Origin of the sequence: Enterococcus quebecensis (assembly GCF_001730365.1) — a bacterium.
Classification (GTDB): domain Bacteria; phylum Bacillota; class Bacilli; order Lactobacillales; family Enterococcaceae; genus Enterococcus_L; species Enterococcus_L quebecensis.
In genome coordinates, this window is sequence record NZ_MIKB01000014.1 from 19,160 (window position 1) to 33,751 (window position 14,592).

Genomic DNA, 14,592 nt, shown 5'->3' on the forward strand with positions numbered 1-14,592 from the left:
AATTTTTTGCTTTATGTTAAATAACTTGGCTTTTTTAGCAAAAAGCAAAATTCTCATTATTGCTTATTTTCTTTTTTGATGCTATTATTTCAGTAAATTGAAGGAGATGACTAAATATGATACATCTAATTTGTCCCAATCCGGCTATTGATCGTACACTTTTAACAGAAAATTTTACAGCCGAAGTCCCCAATCGACCTTATGAAGTAAAAGAATTTGCTGGTGGAAAAAGCTTTAATGTCGCTTATGCTATGGATTTTGAAGATTCAACAGTTCCTTATTGTATCCATACAATTTTAGGCGGAAGAAATGGTGATTACTTAAAAGAATTAGCCTTAAAAAGAGCGATTCAATTGGAAACAACTACAGTGGATGTTAACACTCGATATTGCAATATTATTGTAGATACCAAGAATGACAAAATCTATCCTGTTTATGAAAATAGTTTTGTTTTGGATACCTATTTATTAAATAAATTTACACAACAACTCTTACAATCTATCCAGCCCAATGACACAGTTGTTTTCTCTGGGTCATTGATGAAGGGGATGCCCGCTGACTACATTAACCAAATCCAAAATCAATTAATCGGAAAAAATATTCACTTTTTCATTGATACTAGTGGAACAGCTTTAATTGAAGCCTACAAAGGGACTCCAGATGTTATAAAAATCAATAATGAAGAATTATGTGATTTAGTTCCTGGTCAGCCCTTTAATGAACTAGATGATTACATCCAGTTTTTAAAATCGAAAACGGCCGAAGCTATTCCTTATTTCATTATCACACTAGGAGCTAAAGGTGTTGTAGCGAAGTTAAATAAACAAATTTATCATCTATTTGTCCCTCCGATAAAAGCAAAAAATCCAATTGCCTGTGGTGATTTCTTCTTGGGTGGCTTAGTCAAATATTTAACATTGGGGCAATTAGATGATATTGATGTATTAAAAAAAGCGATCAGCTACTCAACAGCTAATGCGCTAAATTGGTTTCCTGAGATGAAACAAGACGATATCGATTATATTCAACAACACATTATAGTTGAACACTTATCGTAACTGAAGCTCACACATTCCTCTTGACCTGATACGCGTTTCATACTTTATAGTTGAAAAAAGACAGGAGGAATCAAAATATGTTAAACGGTATGCTTGAATTAACAGATCGATTAGGATTAGATTATTATTTCGTTTCTATATCACTTGAAAATACGACTTTAATCGTTCGAAGCCTAAATGACTATTGCAAGCCCCTTGATAAAGCGGTAAATTTGGCTGAAATAAAAGGAGTCATCAGTGAAAAAGAAGGGCAATTTAATTTTATTTGTTTTGATTATGAAAATGAGCATTATCATTTTGTTGATTATGGAAACTACTTGTTCCCTTTTTTGAAAAACATTTTATTTCCTTTAAGGAGTCATTAATCGTTTGGAAAGGAGTTAGTTATGGCAACGATTCGTGATATTGCCACTTTATCTGGTTACTCTGTTACTACAGTGTCCCGTGTTTTGAATAATCATCCCTACGTAGCCGAGGAAAAACGAAATAAAATCCTAAAAATCATACGTGACCTTGACTACATTCCAAGCACTAAAGCACGAGATTTGAGCCGTGGAAAATCAACACACATTGCTGTGATGATTCCATACACTAATCATCCTTATACTGACAAAATCGTCAGCGGTATCTTACGTGCAGCTTTTAATGATGGATACAAAGTAACTCTGTTACCAACCAATTATAATCCTACAGTTGAAAAGCAATACCTAGACGACTTAGCTGCTAAAGCTTGGGATGGTATGATCATTACATCAAAAAAAATTTCTTTTGAACGAATTGAAGGCTATTTAAAATATGCACCTATCGTTTGCTGTGAAGACACAGGTTCGTTTTCAATCCCCTGTATTTCTATTAAACGGGAGCAATCATATATTGATCTTTTTACTCGTTTGAAAAAACAAGGGTATCAGCATATTGGATTGACAGTAGGGCGAACAGAAAACGAAAGTGCTAGTACTGATTTAGTGTTAAAAACATATAAAAAGATCCTCGGTGTACTAGATGAATCAATGGTATTTAGAAACTGCTACCTATATGAAGACGGCGTACAAGCAGGACGTTATTTTTCAACTATAAAAAAGCTCGAAGTAATTGTCACTAATGGAGATGACGTTGCAGCAGGAATTCTTCAGCATCTGTCAAAAGATCAGGTAAAAGTTATTGGTGAAGAAAATTTATTATCCAGTACACTTCTAAACTTTTCCACGATTGATCACCATTTAGATCATTGTGGAGAGGCAGCTTTTCAACTACTCTTAAGAAAAGAAATCAAAACGGAAATCATGCCATATACATTTATTGAACGAATCTAAGACACATTAAATAAGGGTCTAGAATTTTAACTTAACAGTTATTTCTAGACCCTTAAATACATACAATGGACGTTATTTTTTATGATACGTCAGTGCCCGTTCAATGCAAAACGTCAACTCTTTAATTGGTAATTCCTGTTCAGGATCAAGCACGATTGCTCGATTCTTAGAAAACTCGAAGACCTCACCAAACAAAGCTCTAAATTCTTCTACTAATGTTGTTTGACAATGAAAGTAAACGGCGATTTTTTCAGAACCAAAACGATCAATACGTATGGGACTACCTGATTTTGTCACCTTGGTTGCATAAGAAGGCTGGTTCCATTTCAAACTTTCTTCAAGCTCACCAACAACGACTAAACTCGCTGCTGTTTCAAAAATAAGTTCCCGTATTTGCAACAATGGCTGTTGATAACGCTCAGGATAACTTGCAAAAATAGTCGCTACATTTACATTTGAGATTCCTTTCATCTTATCCCTCTTTCGTTATTTTATGGGAACCCATAATTCACACCGATAATCCACAGCTTCCATATTCCCAAGCGGGTAAAACTCTACTCTAGGAATAGCTATATTTTCATTAATTGCAGCATCGCTCCAAGGGGAATACGTTCTATTTTTTAACTGCATCAAAACATTGGGTTCAAATGATTGACCTTCATCTATTGCCTCAACGCCTGCAGAAATTGCACCAATACATTCAAAAATAGCCCAATCGGACTCAGGAAATTTGGTTTCGATCAACTCACTTTTAACTACTTTCCCCTGATTTGAAGCTACTCCTATCGTATAATTAAATTGAGAAAATTCTCCTCTGTTATTATCTGAAACACCTAACAAGGCTGGGATTTGTCCATCTGATACAGACAAAAGCTTGGTAATTTTTTCTTCTGTCAAATTTGACCAAAAACGGGATATATCATAAAAATTTTCATTCTTTTCGATTTTAATCATCTTCTTTGTGTATCCAGTAATAGTAAAAGCAGCTTTTTTTGTAATTTGATAATCCATAGTAACATCTCCATTCATTTGATGACTATAAATTAACATACAAATGATGACACCTTTTTGTCAGTATTTAATTTTTTATAAGAAAATCACATATCTGCAGAGGTGAAAACTTCGGATACATCATCATCTTCTTCTAGTTTATCAATCAAGAGTTGTAACTGTTCTTGTTGATCCCCTGTCAGTTCTACTAACGTTTGCGGTATCATTGTCAATTCTGCTTGAGCTAAAGTATAACCCTTTTTTTCTAGCGTATCTCTAACTGTAGTAAAATCTTCTGGCGCTGTATACACTTCAAACACTTCTTCAGATGTTTCTAGATCTTCTGCTCCTGCTTCCAACACGTTTTCAAACATTGTATCTTCGTCAACAGAAAGTCCTGTACGTTCAATTGCAATATAGCCTTTACGATCAAACATATAACTCACAGAACCTGTCTCACCTAAAGATCCGCCATTTCTAGTAAAAGCCACTCGTACATTTGTCGCTGTTCGGTTACGATTATCTGTCAAAGCATACACTAAAATCGCCACACCTGCTGGTCCATATCCTTCGTAAGTAATCTCATCATAGTGTTCATTTTCGCCAGCACTACCTGCCTTTTTAAGCGCACGATCGATATTGTCATTTGGCATGTTAGCCGCTTTTGCTTTATCCATCACCAATCTTAACGCCGCATTGACTGCTGGATCAGTTCCTCCTGCTTTTGCTGCTACATAGATTTCTCTAGATAATTTCTGAAAAATCTTTCCTCGTTTCGCATCTTGTGCATTTTTTCGTCCCTGAATATTTTTCCATTTACTATGTCCTGCCATTAGAATTCCTCCTCTTATAATACGTTTTCTATAACGTTCATTTACCTTCTATTTTACTATGCTTCTTAATAGTTGCAACCTTTACTCTTATTCTGGCCATTTGCTATACTAAATGAATAAATCAAATCCCAAATGAAAAGAGGATCAATAGTGAATATCTTTTTTAAGAAACTACAAAAACAGCAAGATAAGCTCAGTCGTTTAGAACAGCAGGTTTTAGCATATATCATTGATCATCCCGAAGAAATTGCCAAAAGTCGAATCGATGATGTCGCAAAGAAAATTTATGTATCAACAGCAACGATTAGCCGTACGAGTAAAGCTCTTGGTTATTCTGGCTTTCAAGAATTAAAATACACTTTAATCCATCATTTGGAAGAAGAACAACATACAACTTATGAACCTTCACAAAATTTCACCCAATTAACAACACGTATACAAAATGAAATGAGCAAAACCCTACAAGCCATCCAGCCAGAAAAGCTAGAATTAGGTGCAAGATTGCTTGCCAATAGTCAACGTGTGGAATTTTTTGGTGTAGGTAGTTCTTATACTTGTTGCTTTGAAGCCGCTCGAAAATTGACCTTTGCTGGCAGAATTTCCAGCGCCAGGGAAGATTGGGATGAACTCAGGATTGTGGCCAATCATTTGACTTCGGATGATGTAGCGATTCTTGTTAGTTATAGTGGTGAAACGATTCTGCCATTAGAATACGTAGCTATTTTAAAAGAGAGAAATGTTCCAATCATTGCTGTCGTCGGTTCTAAAAATAGTCCACTCGAAAAATCAGCCACGCTAGTTTTTCATGTTAACGTATCAAACGGTTACTACGGAAATATTGATATGAGTTCTAGAATTCCGATGCATCTTGTTTTAGAACTATTAATTCTTCATTATATCGAAACCTATGTAGAAATTTGAACGGTCGTACATTTTTTGTAACTTCTTCCAAAAAAATGAAAGCGCTTGTTTATACACTTGTAGAATCGTACACTAAACCTGTTATTAGTGTTGAAAGAATCGTTTAGCTTTTCTTATTTGAAAGGAGAAATCACATGAAGAAAAAGTTTAGTTTTTGGGAATTTTTTCAAGGGATAGGTAAGACATTTATGTTGCCAGTTGCATTATTGGCTTTTATGGGCTTGATTTTAGGGATTGGTAGTTCTTTTTCCAGTCCATCCACTATCGCCACCCTCCCCTTTTTAGATCAACCATGGTTACAAGTAATTTTCCGCTTTATGACCACTATTGGAGGTTTTGCTTTTACGTATTTGCCATTATTATTTGCGATGGCGATTCCTCTCGGTTTAGCTCGTAATGAAAAAGGAGTAGCTGCCTTTTCTGGTTTTGTCGGTTACGTAGTTATGAACTTATCCATTCATTTTTATTTGACTGAAACTGGCAAACTTGCAGACCCAGAACATCTACGTGAAGCAGGACAAGGTATGGTTTTAGGCATGCAATCTGTGGAAATGGGCGTTCTAGGCGGTATTATTGTGGGGATCATTGTTTACTTGCTTCATAGTAAATTTTACACGATTCAATTACCCGATGCGTTTGCCTTTTTTGGCGGTGCACGATTTATTCCAATCATCACATCTTTAGTAATGGCGATTGTTGGTGTCTTAATCCCAATTATTTGGCCAGTATTTGCACTAGCAATCAACAGTGTGGGATTGGTGATTCAAAAAGCTGGAATTTTCGGTCCATTTTTATTTGGTTCTGGCGAGCGGTTATTACTCCCATTTGGCCTACATCATATTTTAGTTTCTATGATTCGTTTTACAGAAGCTGGTGGAACACAAGTTGTTGATGGTCAAAGCGTCTCAGGTGCACTAAATATTTTCTACGCTCAACTGCAAAGTGGTTCACCAATCAGTCCATCAGCAACAGCATTTTTATCTCAGGGAAAAATGCCGACTTTCATGTTTGGTCTTCCTGCTGCTGCCTTGGCGATGTATCGGACAGCATTACCGCAAAATCGTCATAAAATCAAAGGTCTATTGATTTCTGGCGTGATTGCTACCTTTGTTACAGGAATCACTGAGCCAATCGAATTTCTATTCTTGTTTATCGCTCCTGCTTTGTATGGTTTCCATGTAATCATGACAGGTTTAGGCTTCATGATTATGGCTTTATTAAAAGTAGTCATTGGGAATACTGATGGCGGCGTATTGGACTTTCTGATTTTCGGAGTTTTGCAAGGAACCTATACAAAATGGTATCTGGTCTTACTGGTTGGTGTACTTTGGTTTGCGATCTATTATTTTGTTTTCAAATTTGCGATCCAGCGATTCAATTTAAAAACTCCAGGTCGAGAATTAGTTGAAGAAGACGTTACTGAACAAGAAAGAACCTACACGAAAAAAGGAAATTATAATGGCCCTTTGATTCTTGATGCTTTAGGAGGAACAGCGAATATCCTTTCTCTAGATAATTGCATCACACGTCTACGTTTGGTTGTAGATGATATATCTGTTGTGGATGAAGAAGAATTGAAAAAACAAGGAGCCATAGGTGTGATTAAATTAGATGCAAACAACCTCCAAGTCATTATCGGTACGCAAGTTGCCTCGGTAAAAAATGAGTTGGAAAATTTGATGGAGTAGGATGAGAATAAATGAATGATAAAATAAATTTTGATGAACACATCAATCGAAAAGGAACCTTTTGTACCCAATGGGATTATGTAGCTGATCGCTTTGGTGAAGCAGATTTACTGCCATTTACTGTATCTGATACTGATTTTTCGGTACCAAAAGAGATCATCCAAACACTTCAACAAAGATTAAATCATCCAGTTTTCGGCTACACTCGCTGGAATCATGATACGTTTAAAAAAAGTATTCAGAAGTGGTACAAGACTCGCTTTGATTATTGTCTTGACAGCGATTGGATTATTTATAGTCCCTCTGTTATCTACTCGATTTCAAAATTGATTGAATTAAAATCAGACATAGGGGAGCATGTTGTTATTCAAACGCCTGCCTATGACGCTTTCTTCAAACTGATCGAAGCTCAACATCGAACACTAATCGAAACAAAGTTACTATTTCAAAATAAGCAATACAAGATAGATTTCGATGATTTAGAGTCGAAGTTGAAACATCCGTCTTGTAAAATCTTCTTACTTTGCAGTCCGCATAATCCTACTGGTCGTGTTTGGACGAAAGCAGAACTTACACAAATGATTCAGTTATGCGAAAAATATCAAGTCTTTCTGATTTCTGATGAAATCCATATGGATATTTTACGTAAAGGACAACAGCACTCGCCAATTTTTACCTATGCAATGAATCAAAAGAATCTTGCTTTATGCACCTCTGCAAGTAAGACCTTCAATACACCTGGATTAATTGCTTCGTATCTAATGCTTCCAGATCCTGCTCTTCGTGAAGAATTTTTGAGTCTGTTGAAATATCGCGACGGACTTTCTTCCACAAGTATTTTCGGGATGTTAAGTACCATCACAGCTTATAATCAGTGTGGAAATTGGCTAGGTCAGTTGAATGAGTATCTGGATCAAAATGTTCAATTAACCGAAGACTTTATCAAAGAATATTTACCTGAGCTGACACTTGTCGCCTCACAAGCAACTTACTTACTTTGGATTGATTGTTCGAAACTGCCGTTTTCAATGGATTCCATTCAAGACGCATTGATTCATCACGGAAAGGTCGCTATTATGCCTGGCATAACATACGGAGAAGCAGGTCAGTATTATCTACGATTAAATATTGGCTGCTCTAAAGAAAAACTTCTTGATGGGTTACACCGATTAAGAAAGAGCATTCAATTTTTAAAACTCAATTAAACAAAACAGGTAAAACAACATTTTCAGTAGTTGTTTTACCTGTTTCTTAATCAACAATAGCTAGTTTAAGGGAGACGTTACGTAATGTAAAAATCTCATCTTCTTTAAAAGGAATCGTACACTCTTCTTGTTCTCCGCTTAACAACTGGATATTGACACACTCTGTATCTGGAAAAATGCGATACGCAAGCATACCTAAACTAGCTATTGTTGCGGTATCTCTTATTTTATTTTTATTGATCGTTAGTCTGTCCATATTCAACACTCCTTAACATTATTATATAAGAAAATGTTGAAGAGGTGGAGGTGTGTTTCAAAAAATAAAACAACTCTTACTGATTTCCTTCATAGAAGAAATCATCTAGATTAGATACATTCCAACTCTACTTCTTCCGTATTTTTTTAACACCAATTACAACCAAACAAAAGACAACTGCAGTCAACGCACCGATAGAATCAAGCATTACATCCTGAAACAACGGTGTTCGACCACCAGTCAACATCTGATGATATTCGTCTAACCCTGCATAACCTGTTGCGGCTAACCAAGCAACAACGCCTATTAGAAGTGGTTGCTTTACTTTCATATTCAAGCCTATAAACCAACTACCGCCCAATAAAAAGTACGTACCAAAATGAGCACCTTTACGGATAAAGAACTCAATGAATTTTATGTATCCTTTTGCTTCCATGCTGACTTCACTCCCAGCATAGCCAAATGAAATTCCTTTTAATTGTTCTTCAAAGGGATGGTTACTTAATAATTTCCCTAGTGAACCAACTTGAGATTGCTGTTCATAGGTTTGAGAAGAACTGTAAAATAATACAGCCATAATCAAAAATGCTACAACGATATAAAATTTACTATTTTTCAATTGTTTTTTCAATCCGTCACCTCGTTTCTTATACTATAGTAGCCTTTTCTATGAAAATAAACAATCACTCAATCTTTTTTATTATGCTATACTAGAATAAATAATTTAAGAAAGTAGGAATCGTACATGACTTATTCGCTCATTTGGGATTTAGACAGCATCTTTCCTGGCGGCAGCCACTCAGCACAACTTGAACAACGAATGAAAGAACTAAATGAACAAAGCAACAACTATCATGAGTTGATTAATCAATGGAAACCAGAAAATGATACTGATTATCAAGGATTAAAAGAAATTTTAAGTTTGCAAGGAATCATCAGTGATGGTTTTTCACAATGCAATAGCTTTATCACGGCTTTACTATCTGCAGATACAAAAGATAAAAAAGCTAAAATTTTATCTGGTGATCTTTTGGCTTTATTACCTGCAATTCAACTAGCTGAAACCATTTTCAGCAAAAAATTAACAGCAATTTCTGATGAGCATTGGCAAAAGTTAACAGCTCTCCCTGCTTTTGAGTCGATCGCCTTTCGCCTAAATGAGATTCGTCGTGACGGTAAACAATTACTTTCTGAACAGGAAGAAAATATTATTAATACTCTGGCTTTAGATGGGCTGAACGCTTGGAGCAGTCATTACGACACAATCGTCGCTAGCATCACGATTCCTTTTAAAGAAGATAATCAATCAACAACATTACTTTCAGCTGGACAAGCATTTAATCGTATGATGAGTGATCCTAATCCAGATGTTCGATCTGAATTATTCACAGAATGGGAAAAAGCTTGGAGTGATAAAGCACCCTTATTAGCAGATACCTTGAATCATTTAGACGGATTCCGTTTGAATCAGTACAAGTTACACGGTGTCACTGATTTCTTAGAACAACCATTAAATTATAACCGCATGCAAAAAGAAACACTTGATGTTATGTGGGCGACAATTCAAAAAAATAAACAACCCTTTATTGACTTTCTAACACGTAAAGCCCAATTGTTTGGAAAAGAAAAAATGGACTGGCAAGATCAAGATGCACCAATTATCTTAGGTGATTTGAAAGAAAAAACGTATCCTTTTGACGAGGCGGCCGAATTTATTTTAGAAAATTTCGAAAAATTCAGTCCTAAGATGGCTACATTTGCTAAAGAAGCTTTTGAAAAGAGCTGGATTGAAGCGGAAGATCGTCCTGATAAACGTCCAGGTGGATACTGTACTGAATTGCCTGAAACCAAGGAATCTAGAATATTCATGACTTTTGGGAATTCAATCAATGAAGTTGCAACACTTGCTCACGAACTAGGCCATGCTTTCCATAGTAGCGTGATGTGGGATCTTCCAACACTTGATCGAGAATATGCTATGAACGTAGCTGAAACAGCTAGTACATTCGCAGAATTGATCGTTGCAGATGCCACACTCAAAAAAGCTGAAACACCAGAAGAAAAAATCAATTTGTTAGATACTAAAATGCAAAATGCAATTGCGATGTTTATGAATATCCACTCTCGTTTCATTTTTGAAAACAGCTTTTATGAAGCTCGTCAAAAAGGACTGCTTAGTGAAGATGCGATTACAGAATTGATGTTTGAGGCGCAAAAAGAGAGCTATCAAAATAGTTTAGGCACCTACCACCCTCATTTTTGGGCAAGCAAATTACATTTCTTTATTGATGACGTGCCGTTTTATAACTTTCCTTACACATTTGGGTATTTGTTCAGTATGGGAATTTATGCTTATGCAAATAAACAAGGCAGTGACTTTGAAGACCAATACATTGCTTTGCTTAGAGACACTGCAGCAATGACTTCAGAAGATTTAGCTAAGAAACATTTAGGTGTAGATTTAACAAAACCAGACTTTTGGCAAGCAGGAATTGATCAAGTTATCAAAGATGTGAATGAATTTATGGAATTAACGGAAGATTATATTAAATAGAATAAGTGAAGTTTCAACTGAAAAAGTTGAAACTTCTTTTTATATTTGTACAAAAAAAGAACCAGACAGATGTCTGATTCTTAAATTAGTTAGTTTAATTAGATTACATACGTACTGCAAAGCTTGGTGTGAATGAACCAACATTGCTGTACTCAACGCCTGTACTTTCGTTACCAGCGTGGATATAACCGCCGCCACCTGTAGCAATTGCTACGTGGTAAGAAGCGCCTGGGCTACCCCAGAAATATAAATCTCCTGGTTGTGCTTCAGCTACAGAAATACGTACGCCAGCACTTTCTTGAGCTACTGTATAACCACCGACATTACGGCCAGTTGAATTCATGAATGCATAGTAGACTAAACCAGAACAGTCAAAACTGTTAGGTCCTTTAGAACCCCAAACATATGGTTTACCAACTTGTGCTGCAGCAATAGAGATTGCTGAACCGCCAGTTGCTGGTGGTGGTGTTACTTGACCGCCGCCACCGCCGTTGTTAGGTGGTGTTACTTGACCGCCGCCACCGCCATTGTTACTTGGTGGTGTTACACTGCCGCCACCAGTAGAAGGTGTTGTTACTTCACCAGTTCCAGTGCCTTCTGCTGAACCACTTGTAGTTTGTTCAGTAGATGATGACGTTGAGCTTGCTGTTGTTTTAGCAGCTTCCTCTGCTGCTTTCTTAGCATTTGCAGCAACTACTTTTTCTTGCTCAGCAATACGTGCTTGTTCTGCGATTGCTGCTTCTTTTTCTTTTACTAAGCCAGCTTTTTGATCTTCAGCAGTTGCTCTTTCAGCAGCTAAAGTTGTTTGTAATACGTTCAATTCAGCTTCTGCTTTTACAAGATCACCTTTTTGAGCTTCAAGTTCTACTTGACTCTCTTGAAGTGCTTGAACTTTTTCTTCGTTTTCAGCTTTTTTAGATTCTACTGATTTTTTATCTTCTTGTTGTTGTTTTACCAATTGGTTGTTTGCATTAACGATTGTAGACATTGCAGTTATACGAGTGATTGCATCAGAAACTGATTTTGCGTTTAATAATGCATCCATATAACTAGTGCTGTTACCGTTAACTTGAACGTCACGTGCTTGGTTTTGGATAGCACCTTCACGTTTTTCGATACGTTTTGTTAATTGAGTAATTTCTTTTTCTAAGTTTGCAGAAGTTTCTCTTAATTTACCTTGTTCAGCGATTAAAGTTTCTGCTTTTTCGTTAATAGAAGCTACTTGACTTTGTACTGCAGCCACTTGGCTTTGTGCGTCCGCTTCTTTTGATTTCAATCCAGAAATTGCTTGATCTTTTTGTTGAATTTTCGAGTCCACTTCATCTGCTAATGAAACTACCGGTGCTACTACAGGTGTAAGGGCTAATGTACAAACCATTAATAACGGTAATACGCTTTTCTTCACAATTCATTCCTCCGACTTTTTGCTTACTTAATATATTTGTTCATCTAAATGTTTGAGTAATTTTCATTCTTTTATTAACAACGAGATCATTGTATCATACTCACATGTCATAAATATAAAGATAATGTTACAGGAGTATTTCATTTTAGATGATGAAAAATGACAGTTTAAAATTGCTCTTTTTAATACGTTCCAAGCAGTTATTACTAGCTTACTAATAAAAAAACAACCTGCAGCAAAAAACTCAATGAATTTTGCTGTAGGTTATTGAAATTTGTTAGTTTAATTATCCTGGAAAGCGCCATACAACAGCTCTGAAGTTTGCTGCATATGGACTTGGCGTCCAACCAGTTGTTGTTGATACATAACCAGAACCTGCTGGATTATTAGATTCAACGATTTGAACTGAGCTACCATTAACACCCACGACTAAAACTGTGTGAACACCATCTAACCATGCATCTGGGCTAAGTGAATTTTCGTATTGCACAACATCACCAACTTGAACATCAGACCAAGATACTTGAACCGCACCTGATTGAGTGTACCCACTATGAGGACCTCCTGGTGAGAATCTAATTCCTGCTGCATTCAGCCAATTTTGTACAGCTACAATACACTCACCGCTTTGACCCCAACCCGTTGGATTGGTCTGCCCAACAGCGTTTAACGCAATTTGTGCCGCTCTTTTCTTAGCTGCTGACACGTTGCCGGTACCGATGCTGCTGCCACCGCCAGTACCTGGTTTACCTGCTGGTGTTTCTGAAACTGGTGCTGAAGGCGCTTGGCTCGTTGTACCATTTTCTGAAACAATATTGGTTTTAGCAAGACCAGGATTTGCAGCTTGCGCTTCGGCTAATTTAACCGCTGCTTCTGCTTCTGCTTTGCGTTGTGCTTCTTGATCTTTGGCTTGTTTTGCTTGTTCTTCTTCTAGTTTCTTTTGAGCTGCTGCTTTTTGACCAACATACTCAGATTTTTTATTTTCTTCTGTTGTACGTTGTGCTTCTAAATCATTTTTAGCAATTTCTTGTTGCAATTTCAACGTGTCTAAAGAAGCTTTTTTTGCATTTAATTCTTTTGTAGACGTTTCTAGTACAGAAATTTGTGTTTCTACTGACTTCGTCTTTTTTTCTACATCTTTTTTATCAGAAGTTTGTTGTTCTAATAGATCATTATTCGCCTTAACTAGCGTTGTAATCCCTTGAACTCGACTAATTGCATCTGAAATTGATTCAGAATTAATGATTACGTCTAAATAGCTAGTGCTTGATCCGCTGACTTGAACATCTCTTGCTTGATTACGCATCTGTACTTCTCTTTTTTGAATGCGAACATTCAAATCAGAAATCTCACCGTATAATTTTGTGATTTCATCTTTAAGTGTTTTTTTCTTATCTGTTAATTCATCTATTTTTGCTGCTGTAGTCAACATATCTGATTCTATCAGCGCTAACTTCGATGCAGCTTCTGATTCTTTTGTTTTTAGCCCGTCGATAATTTGATCTTGTTGTTCGATCTTTGTATCATAGTCATCTGCGATTGCAGCAACAGGCAAAGCAATTGTGGTAAGGGTAACTGAACAAACCATCAATGCTGATAATATACTTTTTTTCACTTTATATTCCTCCGACATTTACTTTAGATCCTTTGTAATTTGAGTATTGTTTCGGTCTTATGTATTCTGACAATGAGATAATTGTACCATAGCAGTATGACACACAGATAAACAGGATATTACAAAATTGTTTCATACAGCAGAATAAAATAACATCCATATTTTAATCATTCATTCTTTAACTATCTAAAAAAAACTAAAACAAAATTCCGAAGTGTACTAAAACTATAAAAAAAGATTATTCGTTAGCGAATAATCTTTTCAATGGATAAGAAAAAATAACAAATATCAACATATTAAAGAGCAATGTCGGCCCTAAAACTTTCGTGATAAATAATAATGGTGCTACATTTGATAAATGAAAAATAATTTGTAAACTCACCGAAATCAACTCATACGTGGTCACAAAAATAATCATTCCAAAAAAGGCAGTCAACAAGTTGGTATGGACTACTCGTTGAAATCGATACATCATCATCACTGTCGCAGCTAATGCAACCGTGTAAATCCCGATGATACCAATATAGTAACTATCATAAACTAGCCCCAAAACTAAAGTTGTAATCAACAAATAGCGCTTAGATAAATTGGGTACAGCCATCAAAAAAGCCAACAGCATAAAATGAGCATTTGCAAAATAGACATTGTCTGTTAAATTTCCTGCTGCTAAAGTTAATTGACCATCGACCAGCATCAATAAAAAGAAAACTACTGGCGCATAGTATTTAACATTTTCTTTTCGTATTATGTGCAT

15 protein-coding genes are annotated in these 14,592 nt (G+C 36.1%); 7 read left to right on the plus strand and 8 right to left on the minus strand.

All coding sequences use genetic code 11. The features are described from left to right. Positions 1-116 precede the first annotated feature (116 nt). The 3 genes from BCR23_RS08155 to BCR23_RS08165 all read left to right on the plus strand — a co-directional run bounded on the left by BCR23_RS08155 (position 117) and on the right by BCR23_RS08165 (position 2,371). Positions 117-1,058 carry a 1-phosphofructokinase family hexose kinase gene (locus BCR23_RS08155; protein ID WP_069635001.1) on the plus strand — a complete coding sequence of 314 codons (942 nt, stop codon included), beginning with the start codon at positions 117-119 and terminating at the stop codon, positions 1,056-1,058. Between the two features lie 77 nt (positions 1,059-1,135). Next, a complete protein-coding gene (locus BCR23_RS08160) occupies positions 1,136-1,423 on the plus strand; it encodes a hypothetical protein (protein ID WP_069635002.1) in 288 nt (95 codons plus the stop codon). A gap of 21 nt (positions 1,424-1,444) precedes the next feature. Next, on the plus strand, positions 1,445-2,371 hold the full coding sequence (locus BCR23_RS08165) for a LacI family DNA-binding transcriptional regulator (protein ID WP_069635003.1): 927 nt from the start codon (positions 1,445-1,447) through the stop codon (positions 2,369-2,371). Between the two features lie 72 nt (positions 2,372-2,443). On the opposite strand, the gene BCR23_RS08170 is transcribed toward BCR23_RS08165, so the two are convergent. The 3 genes from BCR23_RS08170 to BCR23_RS08180 form a co-directional block, all read right to left on the minus strand. Then, positions 2,444-2,842, minus strand: coding sequence for a DUF1801 domain-containing protein (locus tag BCR23_RS08170; RefSeq protein ID WP_069635004.1), 399 nt, complete (start codon positions 2,840-2,842; stop codon positions 2,444-2,446). Between the two features lie 15 nt (positions 2,843-2,857). Further along, the gene (locus tag BCR23_RS08175; protein ID WP_069635284.1) at positions 2,858-3,382 is read right to left on the minus strand and encodes a GyrI-like domain-containing protein; all 525 of its coding nucleotides are present in this window, start codon (positions 3,380-3,382) and stop codon (positions 2,858-2,860) included. Positions 3,383-3,468: 86 nt separating this feature from the next. Beyond that, positions 3,469-4,194, minus strand: coding sequence for a YebC/PmpR family DNA-binding transcriptional regulator (locus BCR23_RS08180; protein ID WP_069635005.1), 726 nt, complete (start codon positions 4,192-4,194; stop codon positions 3,469-3,471). Positions 4,195-4,344: 150 nt separating this feature from the next. Between BCR23_RS08180 and BCR23_RS08185 the strand changes: the two genes are divergently transcribed. The 3 genes from BCR23_RS08185 (at position 4,345) to BCR23_RS08195 (ending at position 8,008) form a co-directional block, all read left to right on the plus strand. Beyond that, positions 4,345-5,115: a MurR/RpiR family transcriptional regulator gene (locus BCR23_RS08185; RefSeq protein ID WP_141706716.1), complete on the plus strand. Its 771-nt coding sequence runs from the start codon at positions 4,345-4,347 to the stop codon at positions 5,113-5,115. A gap of 134 nt (positions 5,116-5,249) precedes the next feature. Then, on the plus strand, positions 5,250-6,803 hold the full coding sequence (gene malX / locus BCR23_RS08190; protein WP_069635007.1) for a maltose/glucose-specific PTS transporter subunit IIBC: 1,554 nt from the start codon (positions 5,250-5,252) through the stop codon (positions 6,801-6,803). 11 nt (positions 6,804-6,814) lie between these two features. Further along, the gene (locus BCR23_RS08195) at positions 6,815-8,008 is read left to right on the plus strand and encodes a MalY/PatB family protein (protein WP_069635008.1); all 1,194 of its coding nucleotides are present in this window, start codon (positions 6,815-6,817) and stop codon (positions 8,006-8,008) included. A 46-nt stretch (positions 8,009-8,054) separates the two neighbouring features. On the opposite strand, the gene BCR23_RS08200 is transcribed toward BCR23_RS08195, so the two are convergent. Continuing rightward, the gene (locus tag BCR23_RS08200; RefSeq protein WP_069635009.1) at positions 8,055-8,264 is read right to left on the minus strand and encodes a hypothetical protein; all 210 of its coding nucleotides are present in this window, start codon (positions 8,262-8,264) and stop codon (positions 8,055-8,057) included. Between the two features lie 127 nt (positions 8,265-8,391). Continuing rightward, on the minus strand, positions 8,392-8,895 hold the full coding sequence (locus BCR23_RS08205) for a VanZ family protein (protein ID WP_071870072.1): 504 nt from the start codon (positions 8,893-8,895) through the stop codon (positions 8,392-8,394). A gap of 114 nt (positions 8,896-9,009) precedes the next feature. On the opposite strand from BCR23_RS08205, the gene BCR23_RS08210 reads away from it, so the two are divergent. Beyond that, positions 9,010-10,818: a M3 family oligoendopeptidase gene (locus tag BCR23_RS08210; RefSeq protein WP_069635010.1), complete on the plus strand. Its 1,809-nt coding sequence runs from the start codon at positions 9,010-9,012 to the stop codon at positions 10,816-10,818. A gap of 103 nt (positions 10,819-10,921) precedes the next feature. On the opposite strand, the gene BCR23_RS08215 is transcribed toward BCR23_RS08210, so the two are convergent. The 3 genes from BCR23_RS08215 to mreD all read right to left on the minus strand — a co-directional run bounded on the left by BCR23_RS08215 (position 10,922) and on the right by mreD (position 14,586). Continuing rightward, on the minus strand, positions 10,922-12,223 hold the full coding sequence (locus BCR23_RS08215) for a coiled-coil domain-containing protein (protein WP_069635011.1): 1,302 nt from the start codon (positions 12,221-12,223) through the stop codon (positions 10,922-10,924). A gap of 286 nt (positions 12,224-12,509) precedes the next feature. Then, positions 12,510-13,838: a PcsB-like coiled-coil domain-containing protein gene (locus tag BCR23_RS08220; protein WP_069635012.1), complete on the minus strand. Its 1,329-nt coding sequence runs from the start codon at positions 13,836-13,838 to the stop codon at positions 12,510-12,512. Between the two features lie 238 nt (positions 13,839-14,076). Beyond that, positions 14,077-14,586, minus strand: coding sequence for a rod shape-determining protein MreD (gene mreD, locus BCR23_RS08225; RefSeq protein WP_069635286.1), 510 nt, complete (start codon positions 14,584-14,586; stop codon positions 14,077-14,079). Positions 14,587-14,592 lie beyond the last annotated feature (6 nt).

What these genes read in the sequence shown, in the direction of transcription:
- BCR23_RS08155 (WP_069635001.1), top strand. Translation starts at nt 117, where the DNA reads ATGATACATCTAATTTGTCCCAATCCGGCTATTGATCGTACACTTTTA.
- BCR23_RS08160 (WP_069635002.1), top strand. Translation starts at nt 1,136, where the DNA reads ATGTTAAACGGTATGCTTGAATTAACAGATCGATTAGGATTAGATTAT.
- BCR23_RS08165 (WP_069635003.1), top strand. Translation starts at nt 1,445, where the DNA reads ATGGCAACGATTCGTGATATTGCCACTTTATCTGGTTACTCTGTTACT.
- BCR23_RS08170 (WP_069635004.1), bottom strand. Translation starts at nt 2,842, where the DNA reads ATGAAAGGAATCTCAAATGTAAATGTAGCGACTATTTTTGCAAGTTAT.
- BCR23_RS08175 (WP_069635284.1), bottom strand. Translation starts at nt 3,382, where the DNA reads ATGGATTATCAAATTACAAAAAAAGCTGCTTTTACTATTACTGGATAC.
- BCR23_RS08180 (WP_069635005.1), bottom strand. Translation starts at nt 4,194, where the DNA reads ATGGCAGGACATAGTAAATGGAAAAATATTCAGGGACGAAAAAATGCA.
- malX (WP_069635007.1), top strand. Translation starts at nt 5,250, where the DNA reads ATGAAGAAAAAGTTTAGTTTTTGGGAATTTTTTCAAGGGATAGGTAAG.
- BCR23_RS08195 (WP_069635008.1), top strand. Translation starts at nt 6,815, where the DNA reads ATGAATGATAAAATAAATTTTGATGAACACATCAATCGAAAAGGAACC.
- BCR23_RS08200 (WP_069635009.1), bottom strand. Translation starts at nt 8,264, where the DNA reads ATGGACAGACTAACGATCAATAAAAATAAAATAAGAGATACCGCAACA.
- BCR23_RS08210 (WP_069635010.1), top strand. Translation starts at nt 9,010, where the DNA reads ATGACTTATTCGCTCATTTGGGATTTAGACAGCATCTTTCCTGGCGGC.